Below are 26365 nucleotides of genomic sequence, written 5' to 3'. Positions count from 1 at the left end.
TCGGGGGTTACTACCAAATGTCCGACCGGCCAGTCTTCGTCATCGGATGTCCGCGGTCCGGCACCACGATGCTCCAGCTCATGCTCCACTCGCACCCCCGCATGGCGGTGCCGCCGGAGACGCGCTTCCTCATTCCCGCCTACTACCGCCGCCGCACGTGGGGCGACCTGCGGGTCGTCTCCCGCCGCCGCGCTCTGGCGCAGTGGATCGCGACCGACCGCAGCACGAAGTTCCGCGAGCTCAAGATCGACAAGGACGAGTTCATCCGGCAGGTCGTCGAGGGGCCCGGCTCGCTCGGCTCGGTGTTCGGGACGGCGTTCCGCATGTACGCCGACCGGTTCGACAAGGTCCGCTGGGGCGACAAGCGGCCCAGCTACGTCAAGCAGGTGGACCTGCTGCTCAGGCTCTTCCCCGACGCGCAGTTCGTCCACCTCATCAGGGACGGCCGCGACTGCGTGGCCTCGCTGAAGGAGATGCCCTGGTACACGCTCGACTCCTTCCACGCCATCTCCACCTGGGCCGAGGCCATCGACGCGGGCGGCCGGCTCAGGCGCACGCTGAGCGATGACACCTACTACGAGCTGCGCTACGAGGACCTCACCGACGACCCGGCGACCGAGCTGAAGAAGCTCTGCCACTTCCTGGACGAGGACTACTCACCCGCGATGGTCTCGCCGCGCGAGGCCGCCATCGTGGCGGTGCCGCAGCACAAGGTCTGGCACAGCAACACCCACGGCGAGGTCACCCGCAGCCGCGTGGGGAGCTGGGCCAACCGACTGGACGACTGGGAGATCGCGCTGGCCGAGCACATGCTCGGCGACCGCCTCGAGTCCATGGGGTACGAGCTCACCGGCGCCCCCAGGCCGGCCAAGGAGCACGTGACGGCCTGCCAGAAGACGATGCAGAAGCGCAAGGCGAGCCGCCTGCGCAAGCACATGCGCGACCGGCTGAACCGGCTGCGCGAGCCCAGCCCCGTGGCCGCGATGCTCACCTCGGGCCAGCGCTCCGTGGCGGGCGTGCCCCAGCAGCGCACGGAGCTGACGGAGACCGTCTGACTAGCGCTCGATGTGGGCGAACAGCCGCTCCCAGCCGTCCAGCACGTGGTCGAGGCGGAACGCCTCGGCCCGTGCGCGCGCGTCGGCCCCCAGCCGCCGCCGCTCGTCCAGGGAGCCGGCCAGCTCGGCCAGCGCGGCCGCGAACGCGTCCACGTCGCCCGGCGGCACCAGCACGGGCCCCGCGCGGCGCACGCCGCCCGACACGTCGAACGCCACCGACGGCACTCCGTGCGCGGCCGACTCCAGCAGCACGACGGGCAGGCCCTCGTGCTCGCTGGTCAGGCCCAGCACGGAGGCGTCCAGGTACTCGGCGGACATCCGCGCCGCCGGCACCGGCCCCCTGAAGACCACCCGGTCTCCGAGGCCCTCCCGGCGCGCGTGCTCGCGCAGCCGCCCCAGCTCGCCGCCGTCGCCGACGAGGTGGAGCTCCCACGGCGGCGGCACCCGCGAGCGGGCGAACGCGCTGATCAGCCGGTCGAACCGCTTGACCCCTTCCAGCCGGCCCACGCCGAGCACGCGGGGCTCGGTGAGCGTGGAGAGGCGCTCCGGCCAGCAGGGCAGGGGGTTCGGCAGCGTCCAGGTGTTGGGCAGCAGCGCGTGCTCGGCGAAGAGCCGGGCGTCCTCCTCGGTGAGGAAGACCGCCTGGTCGAGGTGGGGGTAGTGGCGCCTGATGGAGGCGAGGTGCCAGCAGCCGCGGGCGTGGTCGTACGAGCCGTGGTACTGCCCGATCGGCCGGAACCCCGGGGGCAGCAGTTCCGACAGACGGGCCACCACGGACGGCGAGGTCATGACGGCGTAGCCCGGCTCGATCCCGCCCAGCAGCCTCCTCAGCCGTCGCCCGGCACCGATCACATGGCGGTGGTACAGCGGCCGGTCCACGTACCGGAACGGCGAGCGGGACCGCTCCAGCCCGACCACGTGCACCTCGTGCCCGCGCCCGGCCAGCCCCTGGGCGAGCGTGTGGGTCACCTGCTGGACGCCGCCCAGGGTGTCGGCGTCCAGGCAGGCGAAGACGACGCTCATGAGAAGAAGTCCGCCACGATGCGCGCGGACGCGTCGCCGCGCTCGTCGGCGCACCACAGGGCGCGGAAGGCCGCGTACCGTCCGGCGAAGGCCCGGTGGTTCTCGGGCAGGCGCCTGATCGCGGCCACCAGCTCCTCGGTCGTCGTGACGCACGGCCCGGGGGCGATGGAGGGCAGGTCGTGGTAGACACCGCGCTCCGACAGCCGGTAGTCGTCCCAGTCGTCGATGAAGAAGACCATCGGCTTGCCGGTGATCGCGTAGTCGCACATCACCGAGGAGTAGTCGGTCAGCAGCGCGTCCGAGGCCAGCATCAGGTCGTTGATCTCGGGATACGACCCGGCGCCCCGTACGAAGTGCTTGAGGTGCTCGGGCGGGGACCAGCGCTCCACCGGATGCGTACGCAGCACCAGCACCCATTCGCCGGCCAGCTCGGCGGCCAGCAGCTCCAGGTCCACCCGGACGGAGGTGCCGCGGCCCATGTCCCGATCCCGGTACGTGGGCGCGTAGAGCAGGATCTTCCGCCCGCGCGGGATCTCCAGCAGCTCGCGGACGTCCCCGGTCCTCTCGCCCTTGACCAGCGCGTCGCAGCGCGGCGTCCCGTACCGGTAGACCTTGCCCGTGTACTCGTTGGCGGGCAGGAACAGCCGCGAGAACTCCGCGCTCGGCGAGACCAGCGCGTCCCACCGCGCGACGGCGGCCCGCCACTGCGCGCGCGGCCGGTCGAAGTCGGCACGCAGGTCGGGCGCGTCGAATCCGATCGACTTGATGCCCTGCCCGTGCCAGGTCTGCAGGTAACGGGTGCCGCGCGGCTTCGGATGGTCGAGCGGGAAGCCGTGGCTGTCCACCCAGATCCCGGCCCTGGCCATCGTCCAGATGTAGGCCCAGCTGCCCCTGCGGACGAGCCGCGCGCCGGGCGGGAGGTCGCCGCGCCCCTTGGCCACCGACCAGACCACGTCGATCGGCAGCCCGCGTCGCCGCAGCTCCCCGTAGATCGCCCGGGGGCTGCCGTCGCAGCTCTTGCCGACGTCCGACTCGAACAGCGCGAGGTTCCGCCGCGTCGGCAGCACCTTGATGAGCAGCTTGTAGGCACGCAGCTTGGTCGCCGGCGTGCTGAGCCGCCTCACCAGCGACCGCGCGGCCCGCCGCAGGAGCGGGCGGGGGCCCGGCCGCACGCACAGGTATCCGGCGTATCCCTCGACCGCCAGCGTGCATCCGGGCAGCTCGATGGGGTCGGTACGCGGGCCGGCGATGATCCGGTCCGTCGTGGTGTGCCCGTCGGAGGTCCTGGTGAAGCCGATGCGCGGCTCGCACTTGCCCGTGGGGGTGAAGACGACCTCGCCGACGTATCCGCCCTCGCCTGACGGCTCCAGTCTCATCGGGATCTTCCGGGTGCCGAGCTGGAGGAACGCCGTCCAGTCCAGCGGCAGCGCCCCGAACGGGTCGTACGTGCGCACGACCATCCGCACCCGCTCGCCGTCCGAGGAGAGCTCCGACACCTCGTGCCGCAGCCTGGACTCGGAGAAGGGCAGCTCGGCCAGGCGCAGCTTGGTGATGTCCATGCCGGGCGAGACCGACGTCCCCCAGTACGTACGCCCGTGGAGCTGCACCGCCGCCCGTGGCGCGGCCCGCGTCCCGGTGAGCGAGCCCGCCGCCACCAGCAGGTCCTCGGCCCGGTCCGCCAGGATGAGCCGGCAGCAGACCCGGTCCAGCGGCTCCATCCCGTCCAGCACGCAGCCGGGGATCTCCTCCAGGTACGGCCGCACGATCGAGGCGAACTCCTTGACCCACACCAGATCCCGAGCGGGCAGCGGGTTGAGATAGACCCGCAGGTCCTGCCGGAGGAAGCGGCGCTGCCGGTGCGGCACCAGGTCCGCGGCCCCGCGCTCCCGCAGGATGTCGTCGCTCAGCCGGGCCGCGACGACCCGCTGCCGGACGTTGCCGAGGTCGTCGACGCGCTGCGAGATCGAGTCGCTCACCGGCGCCCGGTGCCAGTGGTAGACCACCCAGGGCACGATCGCGAACCTGCGCGCGACCGCGTACAGCTCGGCCGTGAAGACGTGGTCCTCGTAGAGGATGTCCTCGGGGAAGCGTACGGCGTGCTCCCGCAGCAGGCGCGTGTCGTAGAGCTTGTTCGTGCTGAAGCAGTCGAGGAAGAGCTCGGGCTCCCGGCGGATGCCCGCCACCACCCGCCGCGGCGCGAAGAGCGAGGGATAGTACGGCTTCAGCCGCCCGTCCGGCTCGATCAGCCGCGAGATCTGCCCTGACACGAAGCCGGCCCCGGTCCGCTCGATCTCGGTGAGCAGGCTCTTGCACGCGTGCCTGGGCAACTCGTCGTCGCTGTCGAGGAACATCACGTACGGCGCGGCCGCGGCGTCGAGCCCGTCGTTCCTGGGCGCGCCGCAGCCTCCGCTGTTGGCGAACCTGCGCAGGTACCGGACCCGGCGGTCGCGCTCCATGAGCCCGGCGACCACGTCCGGCGTGCCGTCCGTGCTGGCGTCGTCCACGACGATCACCTCGAGGTCGCGCAGCGACTGGCCGAGCACGGAGCGCACGGCCCTGGGCAGGCGGGCCGCGTCGTTGTAGGAGATCACGACAACGGTGCAGTCCGGCATGCCAACCTCCCGCGGCTCCATTCACCTGCGGGAATGGCACTTCCCCCAGGCCGGGGGAAGTGTCCGGACTTGATGGACTGTTGCCCGAAAATCAGCTCATTGCCCGAAAATCAGCGCATAAGCCGACGAATAACCCAAGCGATGACAACCAGGACGGCGAGCGCCCCCGCGACGGGCGCCAGGCGCTTCAGCAGCGGCTGACCCGCCACCTCCAGCAGGTCGAGCGCCTCCTCCTCGGGCGTGAGCGAGGTGCGGAGCGTGCCCGCCGGCCGCGACTCCTGCTCGGGCGGCGGCACCGCGCTCAGGTGCCGTTCCTCCTCGTGACTCGCCGCGAGGACGGGCGCGGGCTCGGCGAGCGGACCGGCCGGGACGGGCTCGACCGTGGACTCGGAGAGCAGCGCGGCCAGGTTGGCCGCGAACTTGTCGATGAGCTTGCCGCCGACCTCGGCCATCACGCCGCGCCCGAACTGGGCCGGCCGCCCGGTCACGTTGAACGTCGTCTCCACGGCCACCGTCGTGTCCTCGCCGCTCGCCGTCAGCCGCGCCTTGACCGTGGCCGAGGCCGTGCCCGAACCCCTGGCCTCCTTGCCCGACGCCTGGATGGTGAGCGAGCAGGAGTCCTTGTCCACGTCCTCGAACCTGGCCGAGCCCTTGTAGGTCACCATGATCGGGCCGACCTTGACCTTCATCCTGCCGGTGAACTCGTCGCCCTCGAAGATGTCCAGCGTCGCCCCCGGCAGGCACGGCGCGACCCGCTCGACGTCGAGCAGGACCGCCCACGCCTGCTCGATCGGGACTGGAACAGTGAACTCGTGCTCGAACCGCATCGCCATCAGAACCTCCCAAGAGGGCTGTCGCCTTTAGGTGAGGGGGGAATCGGGAGAGGGAGGGCCGCCAAGGCCCGAGCGTGTCCTGACCTGCCAGGTCTGCGCATCACAGATCCCCTTCCGGATTTTGTCGGTGCCGGCCGATAGCGTGGTCGCGCCGTTACCGAATGTAGGAGGTGGGTGCGCAGGTCGTTCACGTTCCTGCTGCGCCCCACCAGCCGGCAGGCCGCCACGCTCGCCGCCTGCCTGGAGGATCACCGGCAGCTCTACAACGCCGCGCTGGAGCACCGGCGCGCCGCCTACGCCAAGGCGGGTGTCACGGTCCGCTACGGTGATCAGTCGGCTGAGCTGAAGGAGATCCGCAAAGCGGACCCTGACGGGCAGGGCCGCTGGTCGGCAGGTTCCCAGCAGCAGACCCTTCGCCGCCTCGACAAGGCGTTCGCCGCGTTCTTCCGCCGTATCAAGGCGGGCGAGAAGCCCGGCTACCCGCGTTTCAAGGGCCGGGGCTGGTTCGACACGGTCGAGTGGCCCGCGACGAAGAACGGCGCGAGGTGGGACTCCCAGCCACACGAACCGGCGAGGCGGGTTTACCTGCTCGGCATCGGACATGTGCGGGTGCACCAGCACCGGGCCATCAAGGGCCGGGTCAAGGCGATCAGCGTCAAGCGGGAGGGCTCCCGCTGGTACGTCGTGCTGTCGTGCCAGGACGTCCCCGCGCAGCCCCTGCCCGCCACCGGTGCCCTCGCCGGGATCGACGTGGGAGTCGCCTCGCTGGCCACGACCAGCGAGGGCCACCACATCGGCAACCAGCGGCACCTGGCCGGCTGCGCCGGCCGGCTCGCGGCGGCCCAGCGAGAACTGGCCCGCAAGAAGCGCGGGTCCACGCGTCGCCGTAAGGCCGTCGCCCGGGTGGCGGCGCTGCACGCCAAGGTGCGGCGCCAGCGTTTGGACGGCGCGCACAAGGCCGCCTTGGCGCTGGTCCGCGGCTACGACGTGATCGTGCACGAGGACCTGCGGATCGCGAATATGACCCGCTCGGCGTCCGGCACGATCAACGCACCCGGCCGGAACGTCGCGCAGAAAGCCGGACTCAACCGTTCGATCTTGGACGCGGGTTGGGGGGTGTTCCTGACGATCCTTGCGCACAAGGCTGAAAGCGCCGGTCGAGAGCTGATCGCAGTGCACCCCGCCAACACTTCCCGCACCTGTGCCCGTTGCGGGCACTGCGCGAAGGAGAACCGCCTCACCCAAGCCGAGTTCGCCTGTACGGCGTGCGGGCACACCGCGCACGCCGACGTGAACGCGGCGATCAACATCCTCAGGGCAGGGCTTGCCCTTCGTGAGGCTGCGGGAGCGGCTTAGCGAGAAGCCGCCCCCTCCAGGGAGCGGAGGAGTCACCGATACGCTCCTTCCCGGTTGCGACACCATGTCTGTGCGGGGGCACCCCGCAAGGGGGGCGCCCCCTCTTACCGGCTCAGGGTGCTCCGGCCGCGGTGCGTACGGCTCGGTGGGTCAGGACCTCGGCCAGGTGCCGGCGGTAGTCGGGCTGGGCGTGCAGGTCGGCCGGGGGCGAGGCGCCGGCGGCGGCCTCCTGGCACGCCCGGCGCACCTGGTCGCCCAGCTCCACGCCCTCCAGCGCGGCCTCCGTGGCACGGGCGCGCAGCGGCGTCGGGCCCATGTTCGTCAGCCCGATCCTGGCCTCGGCGATCGACCCGTTGGAGCGCTTGACGGCGGCGGCCACGCCGACGATGGCCCACGCCTGCGCGGTCCTGTGGAACTTCTCGTAGTGGAAGCCCCAGCCCGCGCCCAGCTTCGGGATCTTCACCCCGACCAGGATCTCGCCGGAGTCCAGCGACGACTCCAGGTAGTCGACGAAGAACTCGGCGGCCGGGATCTCCCGCTCGCCCTGCGCCGACCTGGCCACGAACACGCCGTCCAGCGCCAGCACCACGGCGGGCAGGTCACCCGCCGGGTCCGCGTGGGCCAGCGAGCCGCCGAACGTGCCCCGGTGCCTGATCGCCGGATCCGCCACCGTGGCCGCGGCCGTCGCCACCAGCGGGCAGTCGGCCCGCACCACGCCGGAGCGCATGACCTCGTCGTGCGTGGTCATCGCGCCGATGAAGACGTGGTCGCCGCGGTCGTGCACGCCCTTCAGCTCGGGCAGCCGGCCCACGTCGACCAGCGTCGACGGGTACGCCAGCCGGAGCCGCAGCAGCGGCAGCAGGGACTGCCCGCCCGCCAGCACCTTGGCCTCCTCGTCGGAGGCGAGCGCCCGGCAGGCCTCGTCCAGCGAGTCCGGACGTACGTAGTCGAACTGCGCGGGGATCATCGCCGCGCTCCTTCCTGCGCCTGCTCTCGTAGGGCCCGCCAGACGCGTTCGGGCGTGCACGGCATCTCGACGTCGTGGATGCCGTGCGGGCGCAGCGCGTCCACGATGGCGTTGACGACGGCCGGGGTCGAGGCGATGGTGCCCGCCTCGCCCACCCCCTTGGCGCCCAGCGGGTTGCTGGTCGCCGGGGACTCGGTCCTGTCGAGGTCGAACGTCGGCAGGTCCGCCGCCGACGGCATCAGATAGTCGGCCATCGTGGTGGTCAGCAGGTTGCCCTCGGCGTCGTAGACGGCCTCCTCGAACAGCGCCTGCGCGATGCCCTGCGCGATCCCGCCGTGCACCTGGCCCTCGACGATCAGCGGGTTGACGACCTTGCCGACGTCGTCCACCGCCACGTACGAGCGGATCCTGACCATGCCCGTCTCGGTGTCCACCTCTACCGCGCAGAGGTGGGTGCCGTGCGGGAAGGAGTAGTTCTCCGGGTCGAACGTGGCGTCGGAGTCCAGCCGCGCCTCCACGCCCTCCGGCAGGTCGTGCGCCGTGAACGCGGCGTAGGCCAGCTCCTGGATGGTTTTCTGCTGGTCCGTGCCCCGCACCTTGAACGCCCCGGCCGCGAACTCCAGGTCGTCGGGCGAGCACTCCAGCACGTGCGCGGCCAGCTTGCGGGCCTTCTCCTTGACCTTGTCGCACGCCTTGAGCACGGCCACGCCGCCGACGACCAGCGAGCGGGAGCCGTACGTGTCCAGGCCCTTGTGCGCGATGGCCGTGTCGCCGTGGAGCACCGTGACGTCCTCGAACGGCACGCCGAGCGCGTCCGCCGCGATCTGGCTCCACGAGGTCACGTGCCCCTGCCCGTGCGGCGAGGTGCCGGTGATGACCTCGACCTTGCCGGTGGGCAGCATCCGCACCGAGCCGTGCTCCCAGCCGCCCGCGCCGTAGTTGGACTCGCCGAGCATCCTGGACGGCGCCAGGCCGCACATCTCCGTGTACGTGCTGACCCCGATGCCGAGCTGCACCGGGTCGCCCCTGTCACGCCGGTCGGCCTGCTCCGCGCGGAGCTTGTCGTAGCCGAACAGGGCCAGCGCCTTGTCCGTGGCCGCCTCGTAGTTGCCCGAGTCGTACGTCAGGCCCGAGATCGTGGTGTACGGGAACTCGTCGTGCTTGATCCAGTTGCGCCTGCGCACCTCCACCGGGTCCATCTTCAGCTCGGCGGCCAGCTCGTCCATCACGCGCTCGATGCCGAACGTGGCCTCAGGGCGCCCCGCGCCCCGGTAGGCGTCCGTGGGCATCTTGGTGGTGAACACGCCCGTGCAGCCGAACTCGTACGCGTCCATCTTGTAGATCGCGTTGAACATCGACGCGCCGAGCAGCGGGATGCCCGGCGTCACCAGCATCAGGTACGCGCCCATGTCGGCCAGCAGGTCGACCCGCAGCCCGCGGACGCGTCCGTCGGCGTCGGCGGCCAGCCGGATGCGCTGGATCTGGTCGCGCCCGTGGTGCACGGTCAGGTTGCCCTCGGAGCGGGACTCGGTCCACTTGACCGGTCTGCCGAGCTTGCGGGCGAGCAGCAGGCAGAGCACCTCTTCCGCGGTGACCTGCAGCTTCGAGCCGAACCCGCCGCCCACGTCAGGGGCGATCACCCGGAGCCGGTGCTCGGGGATGCCGGTCACCACCGCCAGCATGACCCGCAGCACGTGCGGGATCTGCGTGGACGACCAGATCGTGAACGCCTCGCCGTCGGTGTCGGCCAGCACCGCCCGCGGCTCCATCGCGCTGGGGATGAGCCGCTGCTGTCGGTACGTACGGTCGATGACGACGGGAGCGTCCCTGAACGCGGCCTCGATGTCACCGGAGTTGATCTTGACGCTGAACGCCTTGTTGCCCGCCTCGTGCACCTTCGGGCTGCCCTCGGCCAGCGCCTCGTTCATGTCGAGGACCGCGGGCAGCTGCTCGTACTCGACGTCGATCGCCTCAAGGGCGTCGGCCGCGCGATAGCGGTCGGTCGCGATCACGCAGGCCACGGCCTCGCCGACGTACCTGACCTCGGAGACCGCCATCGGCGGGTGGTCGGGGATGACGACGTCCTCGCTCACCGGCCACGCGCACGGCAGGCTGCCCTGCTCGGCGGCGAAGTCCTGCCCGCTGAACGCCGCCACGACCCCGGGCAGATCGCGCGCCCCCGACACGTCGACCCTGGCGATCCTGGCGTGCGCCATCGGGCTGCGCAGGAACATCACGTGCAGCATGCCCGGGCGGGAGAGGTTGTCCGTCCACTGGGCACGCCCGGTCAGCAGCCTGGCGTCCTCCTTGCGCCTCCTCGGCCGGCCGATCTCCTGCTGGACGGTCATGGCGTGGTCACCGCCCGCCCCATCTCCTGCGCGCCTCGGCGTACGGCCTTGACGATGTTGCAGTAGCCGGTGCAGCGGCAGAGGTTGCCTTCCAGGCCCTCCCTGATCGCCTCCTCCGACGGCTCGGGATTGTCCCTGAGCAGGTCTATCGCGGCCATGACCATGCCCGGCGTGCAGTAGCCGCACTGCAGGGCGTGCTCCTCGTGGAAGGCCCGCTGCATCGGGTGCATCGACCCGTTGGCGCCCAGGCCCTCGATCGTGACGACGTCGCAGCCGTCGGCCTGCACGGCGAGCAGGGAGCAGCTCTTGACGCTCTTGCCGTCGAGCATGACCGTGCAGGCGCCGCAGTTGCTGGTGTCGCAGCCGACCGGGGTGCCGGTCTTGCCCAGCCGCTCTCGTAGCAGGTGGACGAGGAGGAGCCGCGGCTCCACATCCTCCTCGTACTGGATCCCGTCGACGGTGACGGTGATTCGGGGCATACGTCCTCCCTCAGGAGCAGGGGATCGGCGGACACACCCGAACCTACGCCGGTGTTTATCCCGGTCAAGGGTTATTTACTGCGGAACACCCTCGCGATGATCGCCACCAGCCCGGCGAACGCCAACCCCAGCACCAACACCCCGAGCAGGACCAGCGGATCCGTGATCGCGCGCGTCACAATCAGGATGCCCAGAACGACGAAGAGCACACCGCTGAGCAGGGCCATCCAGTCGGTCCTGTGCACCCGTCCGGTCCGCTCGACGTCACGCGGCACGCCGCACCTCCATGTCGCCCAGGCCGCCGCGCAGGTTGAGCACGATGGTGGAGACCTTCTTGTCCGGCCTGACCTCCGGCTCCAGGACCTTGTCGCAGCGCACGTCCACGCCGCCCTTCACCGAGTGATCGAGCTTGATGTCGCCGACCTTGTTGATCGCGTGCACCTCCACCCGTGCCGTCGGCGGCACGATCACCACCAGCTCGCCTACCGTGACCGACGCCTTGAACGTCACCGTGCTCCCCGGGTCCAGTGTCAGCTCCGACAGGTCCAGCCGGCCATCGCCGACGCCCACGTCGTACAGCCTGCTCGCCTCCGCCACGCTGGTCGGGGTCCACACGGAGTCGCCGAGGTTCCGGGGCACGCCGCCGAGCACCAGGCCGACGGCCACGATGAGCGCGACCATGGTGCCCCAGGCCACCAGGCCGGCGCCGCGTCCCCACCAGGCGGCGATCAGCAGCCCGGCGCCGATCGTGATGAGCATGGCGCCGCCGACGATGGTCGGGCTCACTCCGGCGGCCGACCTGGCTTGGACCGCCACGACAATCCCTCCAATGATGAATGCCAGCAGGATGGTGATGCCGCCGATGAACGACCTCGGGCGCGGCTTCCGCTCCGTCTTGGGGATCGGGCGGCCGTACAGGGCGGGGTCGTACGGCGAGTAGCCGGCCCGCTTGGCCGGGTCGAGCGGGCGGTAGGGGCCGTTCGGCGCGAAGGGCTCGCCGTACGGGGTGTAGTCGACGCGGGTTCTGGGCTGCGGCCGGTACGGCGGGACGGAGTGCTGGGCGGTCGCCTTGACGTCCTCGTCCGCTGCTTTTACGTCCGCTGCTTTTACGTCGGCGGCTCTTGCTTCGGCGGCGTGCGCTTGTTCGGTGGCCTCGTCCACCCCGATCGGCGGCTCCTGGACCTGGGCGGGATTGTCAGCCCGTTCCTCGACCCGCTCCTTGGCCTGCTCCTTGGTCGGCTCCTTGACCGGAGCCTGGGCCGGCTCGGGTGCCCTGACCGGCGGCGCCTCCGAGGCGGAGGCGCTCGCGGGGGCGCTCGCGGCGGTGCTGACAGGGGTGGTGCGCCTCCTGCTCAGGCGTTCGGGCATCGAGCGGGCCAGCCCCAGCAGGTCCACCCCGCTCGAATGGGCGGCGAGCAGCGAGACGGCCAGGAAGACGCCCACCACCAGGGAGCCGGCGTCGAGCCAGACCGTCGCCAGGTTGAGCGCCAGCCCGAACGCCAGCACCGCCGTCAGCAGCGCCATCACGGCCTCGGCGTCGAAGTCGCGGCGCGTCCACTGCTCGATGAGCCCCGGCTTGCCGTTCGGCTCCTTCATCAGCAGGAACGCCGCCAGATAGAGGAAGAGCCCGATGCCGGAGCCGACCAGGAGCACGACGAAGCCCACGCGGAACACCACCGGGTCGATGCCGGTGTGCCGCCCGAGACCGGCGCAGACGCCCATGAGGAAGCGCCCTTCGCTGCTGCGTCGCAGCGCCCGGGGCGGGGCGGCCGGTTCTCTGGGTGGAGCCTCTGTCATGGAACCATCGTGGACCCACGCGCGGTGTGCCCGCATCCGGGACACCCCTGACCCGACCCGGGGGTTGTTCCCTGATGCCCGCAGTAGCCCCGACATGTGACTATGGCCATGTTATGGCTGACCAGAAGACTCTCGCCGAGCCGACCGGCGACGCGCCTTACCGGCGCATGATGCGCCCCCTGGAGGGCCGCCTGCTCGGCGGTGTCGCCCAAGGGCTGGCCGCGCAGCTCTCGCTCGATCCCGTGGTGATCAGGCTGATGTTCGTGCTGCTCAGCGTGGTCGGCGACGGGCTCGGCGTGGTGGCGTACGCCGTGCTGTGGATGATCACGCCGCGGCAGCCGTACGAGGGGCAGCCGCCGCAGCGGGACTGGAGCCAGCTCGCGGCCTTCAGCGCGATCGGGGTGGCGCTGTTCGCGTTCGGCTGGCTCACGGGGGCCTCCAAGGGCGGGATCGGCATGCTGCCGTTCGCCGTGGGCGGCATCGGCGCGTTGATCCTCTGGCAGCAGGCAGACCCGGAACGCCGCAAGAACTGGGTCCGCGGGGCCACCACGAGCATCAGGAAGAACCGGGTTCGCACGCTGCTCGGCGTGGCGCTCGTGGTGGTCGGCGCGGCCGGCTTCCTGTACGCCCAGGGCGAGCTGGCCCAGGCGAGGCCCGGTCTGCTCTTCACCGTCGTGGTGGTCGGCGGCCTGGCGGTCATCGCCGCGCCCTGGCTTGCCGGTCTGTGGAAAGAGCTGCAGCTGGAGCGGCGGGAGCGCATCAGGCAGGAGGAGCGGGCCGAGGTGGCCGCCATGGTGCACGACTCGGTGCTGCACACGCTCACCCTCATCCAGCGCGTCGCCCACGACCCGCGGGAGGTCTCCAGGCTGGCCCGTTCCCAGGAGCGGGAGCTGCGCAACTGGCTCTACCAGCCCGCCCAGGACGCCGACGCCACGGTGGCGGCCGCCGTACGCAGGATCGCGGCCGAGGAGGAGGACGCGCACGGGGTGCCCATCGAGGTCGTCTGCGTTGGGGACATCGACCTCGACTCGACCGGCAGGCTGGCCGCCATGCTCAAGGCGTCCCGGCAGGCGATGGTCAATGCGGCCAAATACTCCGAGAGTCCTTCCATTTCCGTCTATGCCGAAGTAGAGGGTGAAGAAGTCACGATTTTCGTGAAGGATCGGGGCAAGGGCTTCGACCTCGAGGCGGTGCCGCTCGACCGGATGGGCATCAGGGAGTCCATCATCGGGAGAATGGAGCGTCACGGGGGCGTGGCCAGGGTGCGTACCTCGGTCGGCGAGGGCACGGAAGTGATGTTGACGATGAAGGTGGAGAAGGCATGACGCGCGTGTTGATCGTCGACGATCACCGGCTGTTCCGTTCGGGCGTACGCGCGGAGCTGGGCGACTCGATCGAGGTGGTCGGCGAGGCCGAGGACGTGGAGACGGCCGTCAGGGCGATCGCCGAGCACAAGCCCGACGTGGTCCTGCTGGACGTGCACATGCCCGGGGGCGGGGGCCAGGAGGTCCTGCGCCGGGTGCTGGGCGCGGGCTCCCAGGTGCGCTTCCTCGCCCTGTCGGTCTCGGACGCCGCCGAGGACGTCATCGGCGTCATCAGGGGCGGGGCCCGGGGCTACGTGACCAAGAACATCAGCGGCAAGGAGCTCACGGACGCCATCCGGCGGGTGGCCGAGGGCGATGCGGTCTTCTCGCCGCGCCTGGCGGGGTTCGTCCTGGACGCGTTCGCCTCGTCGGAGGCGCCGTCCATCGATCCGGAGCTCGACTCGCTGACGCAGCGCGAGCGCGAGGTGCTGCGGTTGATCGCGCGCGGGTACGCGTACAAGGAGATCGCCAAGGAGCTCTTCATCTCGGTCAAGACCGTGGAGACCCACGTTTCGTCGGTCCTCCGCAAGCTCCAGCTCTCCAACCGCCACGAACTCTCCCGCTGGGCCACCGCCCGCCGCCTGGTCTGACGCCCTTTTCCCTTTTGGGTGGTAGGTCACCCATGAGGAGAGTGGAACGTTACGGGATAGTTATCACTGATCTGCCCACAAAACCCCTGTCTCAGTTGTCACACAGGAAGGAGAAAAACACATAGTCCAGGAGTGCCCCCTTGAATCGCGTCCCCCGGATGCTGCCGGCCCTGGTCGCACTGGCCGCTTTGACGGCATGTGCGGCCGAAAGCGGCCACGTCCCGCAAGTGCAAGCCCCGGTGGTGAAAGCCGTCGGTGCGGCAGGCATCACGGCACCGGCGAAGAAGATCAAGCTTGATATAGCTGACATAACCCCGATGGGGGAGAAGTCCGAGAAGGTAGGCGTCGGCTTCCCCATCATCGTCACGTTCGACCACGACGTCGAGGACAAGGCGGCCGTGGAGGGCCTGCTGGAGGTGCAGGCGGAGAAGCCGGCCGAGGGCGCGTGGCGCTGGGTGTCGGCCCGCAAGGTCATCTACCGTACGAAGACGTACTGGCAGCCCCACCAGAAGGTGCTCTTCACCGCCCGCCTGTCGCAGCTCCCCGGCAACACCGGCGCCAAGGACGTGTCCCGCAGCTTCGCCGTCGGCGTGAAGAACATCTCCGTGGTCAACACCCGCAGCCACCAGATGAAGGTGTACCGCGACGGCAAGCTGGCCAAGAAGATCCCGATCAGCGCCGGCCGGGGCGGGCTGATCAGGAACGGCGTGGACGTCTACCTCACCACCAGCGGCGTCCACCTCACCATGGGCAAGAAGCCCGTGGAGACCATGACCTCCTCCTGGATGGGCGTGACGGACCCCAAGGACCCGCGCTACTACAAGGAGGAGATCCCGTGGGCGGTACGCATCTCCGACAGCGGTGAGTACGTCCACCAGAGCGCCGGCTACTACCAGTTCCTGGGCCGCTCCAACCAGAGCCACGGCTGCGTGCGCGCCACCCCGGCCGGGGCCAAGTGGTTCTACGGCATCGCCCAGCGCGGCGACGTCGTCAAGATCACCGGCACCAAGCGCAAGCTGCAGTGGAACAACGGCTGGAGCTACTGGCAGCTCAACTGGACCGAGTGGAAGAAGGGCAGCGCCCTGAAGAGCTGACCCACCGTGCCCCGCCCCTGGAGGGAGGGGGCGGGGCACGAAGGGTCAGAGCTTCTCGAGCGGGGCGTACGCCAGCAGCAGCGTCTTCTCCCCGCCACCGCCAAAGTCGATCTTCACCTTGGTCTTCTCCGCCACCCCGTCCACGGACACCACCGTGCCCAGGCCGAACGCGTCGTGCGTCACCCGGTCACCGGGCGCCAGCGAGGGCACCTTGCGCCCACCGCTCTTGGCGGGTGCGGGGCGGGCGGCGGGCTCCCGGCGGGTGGCCGCGCTCCAGGCGGACTTCTCCGGGTCCGTACGCCAGTCGATGAGCTGCCCCGGCACCTCGTTGACGAACCGCGAGGCCGGGTTGAACGAGGGCGCCCCCCAGGAACTGCGCACGGCCGCCCGCGTGATGTAGAGCCGCTGCTGCGCCCGGGTGATCCCGACGTAGGCCAGCCGCCGTTCCTCCTCCAGCTCCTTGGGCTCCCCGAGCGAGCGGATGTGCGGGAACACCCCGTCCTCCATGGCCGTCAGGAAGACGACCGGGAACTCCAGCCCCTTGGCCGTGTGCAGGGTCATCAGGGTGACCACCCCCTGGCCGCCGTCCGCCTCGGGGATCTGGTCGGCGTCGGCCACGAGCGACACCTGCTCCAGGAACTCCACCAGCGTCCCCTCCGGATTGGCCTCCTCGAACTCGGAGGCGACGGAGATGAGCTCGTTGAGGTTCTCCAGCCGCGACTCGTCCTGCGGATCCTCGGACGCCTCCAGCTCGGCGCGGTAGCCCGTGGCCACCAGCACCTCCTCGGCCAGCGCCGACGGCGGCACGCCCTCGCCCTTGCCGATCAGCTCCTCGATCAGCGCGACGAACTCGCGTACCGCGTTGAGCGAGCGCGTGGCCATCCCGTACGCCTCGTCGGCCCGGCGCAGCGCGTCCCAGAACGAGATGCGCTCGCGCGACGCCAGCGCCTCGATCATGGCCTCGGCGCGCTCGCCGATGCCGCGCTTGGGCACGTTGAGGATGCGGCGCAGCGACACCACGTCGGCCGGGTTGGCGAGCACGCGCAGGTAGGCCAGCAGGTCCTTGACCTCCTTGCGCTCGTAGAAGCGCACGCCCCCGACCACCTTGTACGGCAGCCCGGTGCGGATGAAGATCTCCTCGAACACGCGGGAGGCGGCGTTGGTGCGGTAGAAGACGGCGACGTCGCCCGGCCTGACGTTCTCCTCGTCGCTGAGCCGGTCGACCTCCTGGGCCACGAACATGGCCTCGTCGTGCTCGTTGTCGGCGACGTACCCGACGATCTTGGGCCCGTCGCCCTGGTCGGACCAGAGGTTCTTGGGCTTGCGCGACTCGTTGCGGGCGATGACCGCGTTGGCGGCGGCCAGGATGTTCTGGGTGGAGCGGTAGTTCTGCTCCAGCAGGATCGTGCGCGCGTCGGGGTAGTCGCGCTCGAACTCCAGGATGTTGCGGATCGTCGCGCCGCGGAAGGCGTAAATGGACTGGTCGGCGTCGCCCACCACGCACAGCTCGGACATGTCGGCGCCCGACCGGACCAGCTCGCCGTCGGTCGTGCGCAGCTCGGGATGCCCGACCAGCTCCCTGATCAGGATGTACTGGGCGTGGTTGGTGTCCTGGTACTCGTCCACCAGCACGTGCCTGAAGCGCATCCGGTAGTGCTCGGCCACGTCGGGGAAGAGCTGGAACAACGTCACCGTGTTCATGATGATGTCGTCGAAGTCCATCGCGCCGGCCTCGGTCAGCTTGAGCTGATAGGCCTTGTACGCCTGCGCGAGCGTCTTCTCCAGGTGCGAGCCCGCCTTGTCGAGCGCGGTCTCGTAGTCGATCAGCTCGTTCTTGAAGTTGCTGACCTGCGCCGAGAACGAGCGCGGCGGGTAGCGCTTGGGGTCGAGCTCCATCTCCCTGCAGACCATCGCCATGAGCCGCTGCGAGTCGGCCTGGTCGTAGATCGAGAAGCTCGACGGGAACCCCAGCCGCTTGGCCTCCCGCCGCAGGATGCGCATGCAGGCGCTGTGGAACGTCATCACCCACATCGCCTTGGAGCGCGGCCCGACCAGCTTGTCGATGCGCTCCTTCATCTCGCGGGCGGCCTTGTTGGTGAACGTGATCGCCAGGATCTCGCCCGGATGCACGTCGCGCTCGGCCAGCAGATATGCGATGCGATGCGTGAGCACCCGCGTCTTGCCGGATCCCGCCCCCGCGACGATGAGCAGCGGACTGCCATGATGGATCACGGCCTCGCGCTGCTGCGGGTTGAGGCCGTCGAGCAGGGGGTGGTCTACGGAGACTTGGGTGGGCACCTACCTAGGTTAAGACGCCCCACCGACAATCGTTGACCGGAATGCCATTCGAGGGGCGCGCGGTTGTCCTTCGTAGAACATCAGAAAGGGGAACCATGCTGTCGGAAGCCGAGATCAACAGGGTCCTTGTGGTGACCGCCCACCCAGATGACGTCGATTTCGGAGCGGCGGGCAGCGTGGCGCTGTTCGTCGACAGGGGGGTCGAGGTCACGTACTTGCTGGTCACGGATGGGGATGCGGGCGGCAACGAGCGCACGTTGGACAATTCCGGGATGGCCGAGCTCCGCAGGACCGAGCAGCGCACCGCCGCCAAGGCGGTCGGCGTCACGGACGTGCGCTTCCTCGGCTACTCGGACGGGCAGGTGGTGCCCTCGCTGGAGCTCAGGCGCGACATCTCGCGCGTCATCCGCCAGGTCCGGCCGGACCTGGTCATCACCCACCACCCGGATCGCAATTACCAGCACGTCGCCCCCAGCCACCCCGACCACCGCGCGGTGGGCGGCTCCGCCCTGGACGCCGTCTACCCGGACGCCCGCAACCCCTACGCCTACCCTGAGCTGGTCAAGGACGAGGGCCTGGAGGCGTGGACCGTACGCGAGGTCTGGCTCACCGGCGGCTCGTCCCCCAACCACTGGGTGGACATCACCGAGGTCATGGACCGCAAGCTCGCGGCCTTGCAGTCACATGTGAGCCAGGTCGCCCATGTGGAGGGCTTCATCGACTTCGTCAAGAGCCGCTTCGCCGCCTGGGGCGAACAGGCCGGCCTCCCCGCCGGCCACTACGCGGAGGCGTTCCAGGTCGTCTCCACAGCCTGACCTCCATCCAGGGCCCTTCTCCAGGGCTTTTCTTTAGGGCACCGACCCTGGGCGCACCACCCAGAGCGCCGGCTGCCCGGTGACTTCGGAGATGATGTCGAAGTCGCGGTCGTAATGCAGGATCGTCGCCCCGTGCACCTCTGCACAGGCGGCGATCAGCAGATCGTTCGTCCCGAGACCTCGGTGCTGAGACTTCTCCACGAGCTGCCTCTGCACGTCCAGGGCCCTCGCCTGCACCTCGCCGTCGACCGGGAGGCTGATGCACTGGCGCTGGGCGTGCAGGATGCGCTGATAGTGCGCATAGTCGCGGGCGCTGTAGAGCACCTCCAGGTCGATGATGGCGCAGGTCGCCACGACCCGCGCCGCGTAGAGCGGATGGAGAGCCTTGGCGACCACGTCGCTGGTGCGTATACGGGCCAGTGCGCTCTTGTCGAGGAGATACGTCACTCCAGTCGCCGCCACGCATGCTTCATGATCTCCGGATCCAACAGGTCCGGGCTCCCCTCCGTGCGCCAGAACTCGAACGCCTCGATCGCGCTCGCCCTTTCCGCGTCCCTGTCGACGACCGCCTGAAGCGCGGCGCGAACCGTTTCCTTCATCGTCGGGGCGCCCAGCTTCCGCTGTGCCTTCTCCAGCAGGTCCTTGTCGATGTCGATTACTGTACGCATACAGCACCACCTCCGTGCTCCCATCGTATATCAGGAATCGTGATCTTGATATACGCATTCCTTCAGGCGGCACCGGCCCGGGGAATGCGTGAGAGAGACGGTAAGACACCAGGGAAAAGTGTGTCTGGAACGCTCCATCGACAGGTGAAGGATCTTCCGTCGGCGGACGAGAACCTTCACGCGTGGCGGATCAAAGCTCCACCGAACGTTGCTTACGTTACGTAATCAATATGGGCAAAGCCCTACTTTCGCTTGGCGGCGATCCGGGCGAAGAGGTAGCCGAAGGAGTTGGTGGCGATGTGGAGCATCGAGGGGGCCAGCAGGCCGCCGTGGCGGCGCAGCTCGCAGAAGAGCACCCCGGCCGCCGCAGTGGACACCACGCTCCCCGCCACCACCCGAGCGGTGTCGAGGTGGGTGGAGGACTCGGCGGACGTCAGGGCACCCAGTGCGGGGTTGGCGCGGGCCATGTCGATCGCGGGGAGGACGTGCCACAGGCCGAACAGCGCCGAGGAGGTCGCCGTGGCGGCGACCGTGCCGTGACGCCGGCGCAGCATGGCGTACAGGGCGCCCCTGAAGCCCACCTCCTCCAGCAGCACGGTGCCGACCGGGACCTGGAGCAGGGCCTCCTCCAGGGCGCGGGCGGGCGAGAGTGACAGGGCGCGCTCGTCGAGGAAGAGCGGCCTGGTGCGAGGGTTGGCGATGCCGACGGTGTAGACGGCCGCCACCGCCGCAGCCAAGGCGCCTCCCGTCACGGCGCCCCTGCGGCCGTGCTCGAATCCGAGCTCCTGCCACGACAGACCGGACCGGCGAGCCATCGCGACCAGGGCGGCGGTCGCGGCGGCCGAGGTCAGGGGCGCCAGGCGGGGGGCGACCTTGTTGTTCATGATGTTGGCGGCGGCGAGGATGGCGATCGAGCGGAGCAGCACCCTTGCAGGCTACGTCGCGCACCTCCTCCGCGGTCACCGCCGGCTGGGCGCGGAGCGGGGAAGCTACGAGGCGGCGTGGCGGCGCCGACCGGGCGTGGGTCGGGAGCTACAAGGCGGCGTGGCGGCGCCGACCGGGCGTGGGTCGGGAGCTACGAGGCGGCGTGGCGGCGCCGACCGGGCACGGTCGGGAGCTACAAGGCGGCGTGGCGGCGCCGACCGGGCACGGTCGGGAGCTACGAGGCGGCGGGGCGGCGCCAGCCGGTGGGGAAGCGGGTGCGGCGGCGTTCCTCCGGGGTGAGGCCGCCCCAGATGCCCTCCGACTCGCCCGCACGTAACGCGTACGAGCGGCACTCCTCGATGACCTGGCAGCGCGCGCACACCGCCTTGGCGCGGGCCTCCTGCAAGGGGGTGGGGGCGAGCGGGAAGAAGAGGTCAGGGTCGCTGGACCTGCACGCACCCCTGCGCAGCCAGCCGATCTCCTCCAAAGGCATGGGTCAAAGGTAGAGCGTGGTCATGATCAGACACATCATCCTCTGGGTTGACCCGTGCATACATCCCCGAGTCGGACCCGGACCCAGGCGGGTACATCTCAGGAGGACCGGGCAGAGGGCGATGCTCAGCAGGCGCTCACCCCGCTCCTCCAGCCGGTCGCGAATGACGCCTGGCGCTGCTCGGCCGTCCCGTGCGCGGACGGGTTCAGCCAGTCGTCCGTCGGGTCGCCGGCGGCCTCCAGGCTCAGGAGCAGCTCGTCCTCGTCGCCCGGCTGAGTCTCCAGCGCGCCTGAACGCACCAGGGACGAGAGGGTGCCGCCCGCGTAGCAGTCGGCTTGCAGCTCCATTTGTACGTTCAGCTGGAAACCGGTCTGGAGCTGCGCCTGCACGGCATGCCCCAACTCATGCGGAATGATCACATAGACCGACCCGTCCCCCATCTCGTTCCAGAGCGACTCCATCCAGTCCTGGTCGTAGGCGATGAAGTGGCCGACCGGGCAGTAGAAGGCGTTGTTCGGGACGGCAGGCTCGTTACCGCAATTAGGGCCAGAATTCCCGGAATAGGGGACAAAGTCAGCAATAGGACGATAGGTGCGCCCGAGCCGCTGGAAGTACTGCTGCCAGAACGCCTCCGTCAGCGTACGAGCGGTCCGCACGTCGTCCTCGAACGAGTCGGCCCCCCTCGCGTCCATGGAGCGCGGCCTCGTGAGGCCACAGGCGCCCAGGAGCAGGACCAGGCCGATGATCAGGATGCGCTTCACGGAAGTCACATGTCCCACGTGTGCACGGGCTCATTCGAATGCATCCGCTCGATGTACCCGAGCGTCATGGATCGCAACGCCTCATGCCGATCTCCTCCGTGCGCGCGTACGCGATCCACCTGCCAGCTCGCCCCCGTACGGCCCGTCAGGCAGCGGCCCTCGATGATGCCGAGCAGCCGGTCGGCGACCGGACCGTGCACGCCCCACCTGGTCAGCCCCTCGTGCGCCATGGGGAGGAGGCGGCGCAGGATCAGCTCGGCCGCGGGCACCTCTCCCATTCCCGGCCAGTAGAGCCGCGCGTCCAGCCCGTGCCGGGCCGCCGCGCCGAGGTTCTCCTCGGCGGCCTGGAACGACATCTGGCTCCAGATCGGCCGTTCGGCGTACGGCAGCACGCGCATCAGCCCGTAGTAGAACGCGGCGTTGGCCGCGATGTCGGCCACGGACGGTCCGGCGGGCAGCACGCGGTTCTCCACGCGCAGGTGCGGCACCCCGTCCACCACCGCGTACACCGGCCGGTTCCAGCGGTAGATCGTGCCGTTGTGCAGGGTCAGCTCGTGCAGGTGCGGGATGCGTCCCTGTTCGAGCTCGGTACGCGGGTCCTCGTCCTCGCAGAGCGGCAGCAGGGCGGGATAGTAGCTGACGTTCTCCTCGAAGAGGTCGAAAACGCTGGTGATCCACCGCTCCCCGAACCACACCCTGGGCCGCACGCCCTGCGCCTTCAGCTCGGCCGGCCGCGTGTCCGTGGCCTGCTCGAACAGGGCGATCCTGGTCTCGCGGTGCAGCTCCTTGCCGAACAGGTAAGGGGAGTTGGCCGCGAGCGCGATCTGGGGCCCCGCGATGGCCTGGGCGGCGTTCCAGTGCGCGGCGAACGCCTCGGGGCTGACCTGCAGGTGCAGCTGCACGCTGGTGCACGCGGCCTCGGGGGCGACGCTGTCGGCATGGGTGTCCAGGCGTTCGACGCCCTCGATGCACAGATGCAGGTCCTCCCCGCGGGCCGCGAAGATCTGCTCGTTGAGCAGGCGGTAGCGGGGGTTCGCGGAGAGCGTGCCCTCACCGATGTCCTGCTCGCGCAGCGTCGGCAGGATGCCGATCAGGACCAGGTGGCCGCCCTGGGAGCGGGCGCGCTCCTCGGCGTGGTTGAGCCGCGCCCTGACGTCGTTCTCCAGCCGCAGCGCGCCGTCGCCGCCCAGCTCCTGGGGCTCGATGTTGATCTCGATGTTGAACTGCCCCAGCTCCGTCGCCCAGTCCGGCTGCTCGATGGCGGCCAGCACCTGGGCGTTGCGCATGGCGGCCTCACCGTACGCGTCCACGATGTTGAGCTCGATCTCCAGGCCGGCGAGGGGGCGTTCAACCTCGAAGCGGGATTCGCGGAGCATCTGGGCGAAGACGTCGAGACATCGACGCACCTTTTCACGATATTTCCGGCGATCGTCTCGGCTGAACACGACAACTGGCACGTCCCTGCCCATAACAGGAAATGTCCCACGCCAGAAGCGCCAAGACCAGAGTCGTAACGAAAAGCCCCGCGCGGCGAGAGAACCGCACGGGGCCTTGAAAGGCGATCGATCAACGCGCCTGCATGATCTCCCGCATGAGCTGGGCGGTCTCGGAGGGGGTCTTGCCGACGCGGACACCGACCTTCTCCAGAGCCTCCTTCTTGGCCTGGGCGGTGCCCGCGGAGCCCGACACGATCGCGCCCGCGTGCCCCATGGTCTTGCCCTCCGGCGCGGTGAAGCCCGCGACGTAGGCCACGACCGGCTTGGTGACGTGCTGCTCGATGTACGCGGCGGCCCGCTCCTCGGCGTCGCCGCCGATCTCGCCGATCATCACGATCGCGTCCGTGCCCGGGTCCTCCTGGAACGCCTGGAGCGCGTCGATGTGCGTCGTGCCGATCACGGGGTCGCCGCCGATGCCGACCGCGGTCGAGAAGCCGAAGTCACGCAGCTCGTACATCAGCTGGTACGTGAGCGTGCCCGACTTCGAGACCAGGCCGATGCGGCCGGCGGTGGTGATGTCGGCCGGGATGATGCCTGCGTTGGAGGCGCCGGGGGAGGCGATGCCGGGGCAGTTGGGGCCGATGATGCGGGTCTTGTTGCCCTTGGCGACCGCGTACGCCCAGAACTCGGTCGAGTCGTGCACCGGCACGCCCTCGGTGATCACGACGCAGAGCGGGATCTCGGCGTCGATGGCCTCCTTGACCGCGTCCTTGGTGAACGCCGGCGGCACGAAGACGACGGACACGTCCGCGCCGGTCTTCTCCATGGCCTCCTTGACCGTGCCGAACACGGGCAGGCCCTCGTGAGTGATGCCGGCCTTGCGGGCGTTCACGCCGCCGACGACCTTGGCGCCGGAGGCGAGCATGCGGCGGGTGTGCTTGGTGCCCTCACCACCGGTCATGCCCTGAACGATGATCTTGCTGTTCTCAGTCAACCAGATGGCCATGGGTCACGCACCTACCGCAGCGAGCTCGGCGGCCCGCTTGGCCGCGTCGTCCATCGTGTCTACCAGCTCGACCCGCGGGAGCGCGGCGTCGGCCAGGATCTGCCGCCCGAGCTGGGCGTTGTTGCCGTCGAGGCGGACCACCAGGGGGTGGGTCACGGCCTCGCCGCGGCTCTCCAGCAGCTTGAACGCCGAGACGATGCCGTTGGCGACGGCGTCGCAGGCGGTGATGCCGCCGAAGACGTTCACAAAGATCGACTTGACGCTCGGGTCGGAGAGGATGATCTCCAGACCGGCGGCCATGACCTCGGCCGAGGCGCCACCGCCGATGTCGAGGAAGTTGGCCGGGGACGGCTTGCCGGGGAACTGCTCGCCCGCATAGGCCACCACGTCGAGGGTGGACATGACCAGGCCCGCGCCGTTGCCGATGATGCCGACATCGCCGTCGAGCTTGACGTAGTTGAGGTCCTTCGCCTTGGCCTTGGCCTCGAGCGGGTCCTCGGCCGCCTTGTCGGCGAGCGCCTCGTGGTCGGCCTGGCGGAAGGAGGCGTTGTCGTCGAGCGTGACCTTGCCGTCGAGCGCCTTCACCTGGCCGTCGGCCGACAGGATCATGGGGTTGACCTCGACGAGCGTGGCGTCCTCGTCGACGAAGCAGCACCAGAGCTTCTCGATGAGCTCGGCGGCGCCGTCGAGCGCCTTCTCCGGCAGGCCGCCGGCCACCGCGATCTCGCGGGCCTTGGCGCGGTCGATGCCCGTCAGCGCGGAGACCGGCACCTTGGCGACCTTCTCCGGCGAGGTGTGGGCGACCTCTTCGATGTCCATGCCGCCCGCGGCGGAGCAGATGGCGAGGAATGTACGGTTCGCGCGGTCGAGCAGGAAGGAGAAGTAGTACTCCTCCGCGATCGCGCTGGCCTCCTCCACGAGGACCTTGTGGACCGTGTGGCCCTTGATGTCCATGCCGAGGATGGCTTCGGCCTTGCTGACTGCGTCGGCGGCGTCGTCGGCCACCTTCACGCCGCCGGCCTTGCCTCGGCCGCCGGTCTTGACCTGGGCCTTGACGACAACGCGGCCGGTCAGCTCCTCGGCGGCCGACCGCACCTCCTCCACGTTGTGTGCGACGATGCCGCGTGGCACCGGGATGCCGTAGTCGGCGAAGAGCTCTTTCGCCTGATGTTCGAACAGGTCCACGAGGGTCCGTCCTCTTCCACTTGGTCGCTCACCCTCTGTCGGGTTCGCGCCCTGCTATTCCGACTGATGTTCGACGGCCCGGGCAACTGCGCTGATGGTCGCATCCGCTTCACCGCTCGTTGGCATCGTTCGCTGCTCTCTCACGGCGAGCTCCTACGCTCAGGGGTGCGTGCCGGGCGTTTCCGCCGGTAAAGCCTAGCCCGAAGCTTGACCTGCCCAGGTCATCGGGGCATGGTTCTCCCGCTGTGTGACGGTGATCTCACTTCTCCAGGACCCTCACTGCACGAAAAATGCACGGTTTTGGCGGCTTGTGACCCGGTTCTCGAGATATGTTCGTGATCTTCTATTGGCAGGATTCTGCTCCCTCTCCTTTTGAATCCGAAGGAAAACGAATGAAGCGAATTCTCGCGGGCCTGGCGTTAACCACGGTCGCCGCGCTCGTGACCGCGACGCCGTCCGCGCAGGCCGCGTCGGTGGACCCGGTGAAGGCGCTGAAGAAGCAGTTTGTCGCGGGGCACGGGGTGCGGATCGCCGAGACGACCCGGCTCACCCTGGACGGCAAGAGCACCGGCGCCTCCACCCGGACCTCTGGAACGTTCGAGTTCGGCAAGAAGGGCGTCGTCGCGTCCGACGTCAGGACCCACGGGGCGGGCAAGAACAAGTCCCTGGCGGCCGCGTACGGCCCGCCGCGCGTCGTCACGGTCGGCGGCTACAGCTACGTCCAGGGCGGTCTGTTCAGCGAGAACCTGCCTGACGGCAAGACCTGGGTGCGCTACACCGGGGAGGCCTCCGGCGGCACCTACAACCAGACGCTCGACATCTTCGAGCCGAAGGTGCTGAAGGCGATCGTCTCCCACGCCAAGAGCTTCAAGGGCGGCACGTACAAGGGCTCCCTGACCTACAAGGATCTGGCCAAGGTGTACGGGACGAAGATCGGCGGCCCGCTCTCCAAGATCAAGATCGACTACGCCCTGAAGGTCGACTCCAAGGGCCTGGCCACCCAGCTGACGTCGGGCTGGACCATGGACCTCGGCGTCCTGGGCAAGACCCGCTCTGTCACCGAGACCCGGTACATCGGCTGGGGCTCCAAGGTAAAGATCAAGGCTCCGGCCGAGGACCAGTGGATCGACATCGCGGACCTCGGTGAGGACAGCCAGATCCCGCAGGAGATCCCGAACAGCGCGCTGAACTCGCTCGCCAACTAGCCCGTACCCGGCCTCCTCCCGCCCTGCTGGGCAGGAGGGGGCCCTTTCGTGAGGAG

The 26365-nt window shown here is 69.6% G+C and carries 24 protein-coding genes; 7 read left to right on the top strand and 17 right to left on the bottom strand.

Annotated elements, in window-relative coordinates:
* Positions 1-17: 17 nt before the first annotated feature.
* Entirely contained in the window at positions 18-1055 is a 1038-nt protein-coding gene (locus AB0H84_RS39985; RefSeq protein WP_357616757.1) for a sulfotransferase, read from the top strand.
* Here AB0H84_RS39985 and AB0H84_RS39980 read toward each other — a convergent pair whose 3' ends face one another.
* The 3 genes from AB0H84_RS39980 to AB0H84_RS39970 all read right to left on the bottom strand — a co-directional run bounded on the left by AB0H84_RS39980 (position 1056) and on the right by AB0H84_RS39970 (position 5523).
* On the bottom strand, positions 1056-2078 hold the full coding sequence (locus AB0H84_RS39980) for a glycosyltransferase (RefSeq protein ID WP_357616755.1): 1023 nt from the start codon (positions 2076-2078) through the stop codon (positions 1056-1058).
* Complete coding sequence (locus AB0H84_RS39975) at positions 2075-4690, bottom strand: CDP-glycerol glycerophosphotransferase family protein (RefSeq protein ID WP_357616754.1); 2616 nt, start codon at positions 4688-4690, stop codon at positions 2075-2077. Before AB0H84_RS39975 ends, AB0H84_RS39980 begins: the two co-directional genes overlap by 4 nt.
* 110 nt (positions 4691-4800) lie before the next feature.
* Positions 4801-5523, bottom strand: coding sequence for an SRPBCC family protein (locus tag AB0H84_RS39970; protein ID WP_357616752.1), 723 nt, complete (start codon positions 5521-5523; stop codon positions 4801-4803).
* Between the two features lie 174 nt (positions 5524-5697).
* On the opposite strand from AB0H84_RS39970, the gene AB0H84_RS39965 reads away from it, so the two are divergent.
* Positions 5698-6879: a transposase gene (locus AB0H84_RS39965; RefSeq protein WP_357616750.1), complete on the top strand. Its 1182-nt coding sequence runs from the start codon at positions 5698-5700 to the stop codon at positions 6877-6879.
* A 112-nt stretch (positions 6880-6991) separates the two neighbouring features.
* Here the strand turns inward: AB0H84_RS39965 and AB0H84_RS39960 are convergent, their stop codons facing one another.
* The 5 genes from AB0H84_RS39960 to AB0H84_RS39940 form a co-directional block, all read right to left on the bottom strand.
* Positions 6992-7846 (bottom strand): xanthine dehydrogenase family protein subunit M, encoded by an 855-nt coding sequence (locus AB0H84_RS39960; protein ID WP_357616748.1) that lies wholly within the window; start codon positions 7844-7846, stop codon positions 6992-6994.
* Entirely contained in the window at positions 7843-10194 is a 2352-nt protein-coding gene (locus AB0H84_RS39955) for a xanthine dehydrogenase family protein molybdopterin-binding subunit (protein ID WP_357616746.1), read from the bottom strand. Before AB0H84_RS39955 ends, AB0H84_RS39960 begins: the two co-directional genes overlap by 4 nt.
* Positions 10191-10673, bottom strand: a complete 483-nt coding sequence (locus AB0H84_RS39950; protein WP_357616744.1) for a (2Fe-2S)-binding protein — start codon at positions 10671-10673, stop codon at positions 10191-10193. Before AB0H84_RS39950 ends, AB0H84_RS39955 begins: the two co-directional genes overlap by 4 nt.
* A gap of 71 nt (positions 10674-10744) precedes the next feature.
* Complete coding sequence (locus AB0H84_RS39945; RefSeq protein WP_357616742.1) at positions 10745-10948, bottom strand: hypothetical protein; 204 nt, start codon at positions 10946-10948, stop codon at positions 10745-10747.
* The gene (locus tag AB0H84_RS39940; RefSeq protein WP_357616740.1) at positions 10938-12470 is read right to left on the bottom strand and encodes a PspC domain-containing protein; all 1533 of its coding nucleotides are present in this window, start codon (positions 12468-12470) and stop codon (positions 10938-10940) included. The genes AB0H84_RS39945 and AB0H84_RS39940 overlap by 11 nt, the downstream gene beginning before the upstream one ends.
* Positions 12471-12583: 113 nt before the next feature.
* Between AB0H84_RS39940 and AB0H84_RS39935 the strand changes: the two genes are divergently transcribed.
* The 3 genes from AB0H84_RS39935 to AB0H84_RS39925 all read left to right on the top strand — a co-directional run bounded on the left by AB0H84_RS39935 (position 12584) and on the right by AB0H84_RS39925 (position 15518).
* Positions 12584-13795 (top strand): PspC domain-containing protein, encoded by a 1212-nt coding sequence (locus AB0H84_RS39935; RefSeq protein ID WP_357616738.1) that lies wholly within the window; start codon positions 12584-12586, stop codon positions 13793-13795.
* A complete protein-coding gene (locus tag AB0H84_RS39930) occupies positions 13792-14424 on the top strand; it encodes a response regulator transcription factor (RefSeq protein ID WP_357616736.1) in 633 nt (210 codons plus the stop codon). The genes AB0H84_RS39935 and AB0H84_RS39930 overlap by 4 nt, the downstream gene beginning before the upstream one ends.
* Before the next feature lie 317 nt (positions 14425-14741).
* Positions 14742-15518 (top strand): L,D-transpeptidase, encoded by a 777-nt coding sequence (locus tag AB0H84_RS39925; protein WP_357616734.1) that lies wholly within the window; start codon positions 14742-14744, stop codon positions 15516-15518.
* A gap of 45 nt (positions 15519-15563) precedes the next feature.
* On the opposite strand, the gene pcrA is transcribed toward AB0H84_RS39925, so the two are convergent.
* Positions 15564-17786: a DNA helicase PcrA gene (gene pcrA / locus AB0H84_RS39920; protein ID WP_357616932.1), complete on the bottom strand. Its 2223-nt coding sequence runs from the start codon at positions 17784-17786 to the stop codon at positions 15564-15566.
* Positions 17787-17911: 125 nt separating this feature from the next.
* On the opposite strand from pcrA, the gene AB0H84_RS39915 reads away from it, so the two are divergent.
* A complete protein-coding gene (locus AB0H84_RS39915; protein ID WP_357616733.1) occupies positions 17912-18631 on the top strand; it encodes a PIG-L deacetylase family protein in 720 nt (239 codons plus the stop codon).
* Positions 18632-18664: 33 nt separating this feature from the next.
* On the opposite strand, the gene AB0H84_RS39910 is transcribed toward AB0H84_RS39915, so the two are convergent.
* The 8 genes from AB0H84_RS39910 to sucC form a co-directional block, all read right to left on the bottom strand.
* Complete coding sequence (locus AB0H84_RS39910) at positions 18665-19093, bottom strand: PIN domain nuclease (RefSeq protein WP_357616731.1); 429 nt, start codon at positions 19091-19093, stop codon at positions 18665-18667.
* Positions 19075-19299 (bottom strand): type II toxin-antitoxin system VapB family antitoxin, encoded by a 225-nt coding sequence (locus tag AB0H84_RS39905; RefSeq protein ID WP_357616729.1) that lies wholly within the window; start codon positions 19297-19299, stop codon positions 19075-19077. Before AB0H84_RS39905 ends, AB0H84_RS39910 begins: the two co-directional genes overlap by 19 nt.
* Positions 19300-19541: 242 nt before the next feature.
* Positions 19542-20225 (bottom strand): CPBP family intramembrane glutamic endopeptidase, encoded by a 684-nt coding sequence (locus tag AB0H84_RS39900; protein ID WP_357616727.1) that lies wholly within the window; start codon positions 20223-20225, stop codon positions 19542-19544.
* A 233-nt stretch (positions 20226-20458) separates the two neighbouring features.
* Positions 20459-20716 carry a WhiB family transcriptional regulator gene (locus tag AB0H84_RS39895; protein WP_344997369.1) on the bottom strand — a complete coding sequence of 86 codons (258 nt, stop codon included), beginning with the start codon at positions 20714-20716 and terminating at the stop codon, positions 20459-20461.
* Between the two features lie 125 nt (positions 20717-20841).
* Positions 20842-21477, bottom strand: a complete 636-nt coding sequence (locus tag AB0H84_RS39890; RefSeq protein ID WP_357616725.1) for a neutral zinc metallopeptidase — start codon at positions 21475-21477, stop codon at positions 20842-20844.
* A gap of 5 nt (positions 21478-21482) precedes the next feature.
* Entirely contained in the window at positions 21483-22883 is a 1401-nt protein-coding gene (locus tag AB0H84_RS39885; protein WP_357616723.1) for a glutamate--cysteine ligase, read from the bottom strand.
* Between the two features lie 160 nt (positions 22884-23043).
* Positions 23044-23919, bottom strand: coding sequence for a succinate--CoA ligase subunit alpha (sucD, locus tag AB0H84_RS39880; protein ID WP_357616721.1), 876 nt, complete (start codon positions 23917-23919; stop codon positions 23044-23046).
* A 3-nt stretch (positions 23920-23922) separates the two neighbouring features.
* Positions 23923-25104: an ADP-forming succinate--CoA ligase subunit beta gene (gene sucC, locus AB0H84_RS39875; RefSeq protein WP_357616719.1), complete on the bottom strand. Its 1182-nt coding sequence runs from the start codon at positions 25102-25104 to the stop codon at positions 23923-23925.
* A gap of 392 nt (positions 25105-25496) precedes the next feature.
* Between sucC and AB0H84_RS39870 the strand changes: the two genes are divergently transcribed.
* Entirely contained in the window at positions 25497-26309 is an 813-nt protein-coding gene (locus AB0H84_RS39870) for a hypothetical protein (protein ID WP_357616717.1), read from the top strand.
* Positions 26310-26365 lie beyond the last annotated feature (56 nt).

Source organism: Nonomuraea sp. NPDC050786 (assembly GCF_040654115.1).
Classification (GTDB): domain Bacteria; phylum Actinomycetota; class Actinomycetes; order Streptosporangiales; family Streptosporangiaceae; genus Nonomuraea.
This window is presented reverse-complemented; position numbering and strand designations above follow the sequence as displayed.

Excerpts from the sequence above, each read along its gene's own strand:
- AB0H84_RS39970 (WP_357616752.1), bottom strand. The coding sequence starts at position 5,523 with ATGGCGATGCGGTTCGAGCACGAGTTCACTGTTCCAGTCCCGATCGAG.
- AB0H84_RS39950 (WP_357616744.1), bottom strand. The coding sequence starts at position 10,673 with ATGCCCCGAATCACCGTCACCGTCGACGGGATCCAGTACGAGGAGGAT.
- AB0H84_RS39905 (WP_357616729.1), bottom strand. The coding sequence starts at position 19,299 with ATGCGTACAGTAATCGACATCGACAAGGACCTGCTGGAGAAGGCACAG.
- AB0H84_RS39940 (WP_357616740.1), bottom strand. The coding sequence starts at position 12,470 with ATGACAGAGGCTCCACCCAGAGAACCGGCCGCCCCGCCCCGGGCGCTG.
- AB0H84_RS39930 (WP_357616736.1), top strand. The coding sequence starts at position 13,792 with ATGACGCGCGTGTTGATCGTCGACGATCACCGGCTGTTCCGTTCGGGC.
- AB0H84_RS39955 (WP_357616746.1), bottom strand. The coding sequence starts at position 10,194 with ATGACCGTCCAGCAGGAGATCGGCCGGCCGAGGAGGCGCAAGGAGGAC.
- AB0H84_RS39870 (WP_357616717.1), top strand. The coding sequence starts at position 25,497 with ATGAAGCGAATTCTCGCGGGCCTGGCGTTAACCACGGTCGCCGCGCTC.
- AB0H84_RS39985 (WP_357616757.1), top strand. The coding sequence starts at position 18 with ATGTCCGACCGGCCAGTCTTCGTCATCGGATGTCCGCGGTCCGGCACC.
- AB0H84_RS39960 (WP_357616748.1), bottom strand. The coding sequence starts at position 7,846 with ATGATCCCCGCGCAGTTCGACTACGTACGTCCGGACTCGCTGGACGAG.
- AB0H84_RS39975 (WP_357616754.1), bottom strand. The coding sequence starts at position 4,690 with ATGCCGGACTGCACCGTTGTCGTGATCTCCTACAACGACGCGGCCCGC.
- AB0H84_RS39980 (WP_357616755.1), bottom strand. The coding sequence starts at position 2,078 with ATGAGCGTCGTCTTCGCCTGCCTGGACGCCGACACCCTGGGCGGCGTC.
- AB0H84_RS39895 (WP_344997369.1), bottom strand. The coding sequence starts at position 20,716 with ATGCCTTTGGAGGAGATCGGCTGGCTGCGCAGGGGTGCGTGCAGGTCC.
- sucD (WP_357616721.1), bottom strand. The coding sequence starts at position 23,919 with ATGGCCATCTGGTTGACTGAGAACAGCAAGATCATCGTTCAGGGCATG.
- AB0H84_RS39915 (WP_357616733.1), top strand. The coding sequence starts at position 17,912 with ATGCTGTCGGAAGCCGAGATCAACAGGGTCCTTGTGGTGACCGCCCAC.
- AB0H84_RS39925 (WP_357616734.1), top strand. The coding sequence starts at position 14,742 with ATGGGGGAGAAGTCCGAGAAGGTAGGCGTCGGCTTCCCCATCATCGTC.
- AB0H84_RS39935 (WP_357616738.1), top strand. The coding sequence starts at position 12,584 with ATGGCTGACCAGAAGACTCTCGCCGAGCCGACCGGCGACGCGCCTTAC.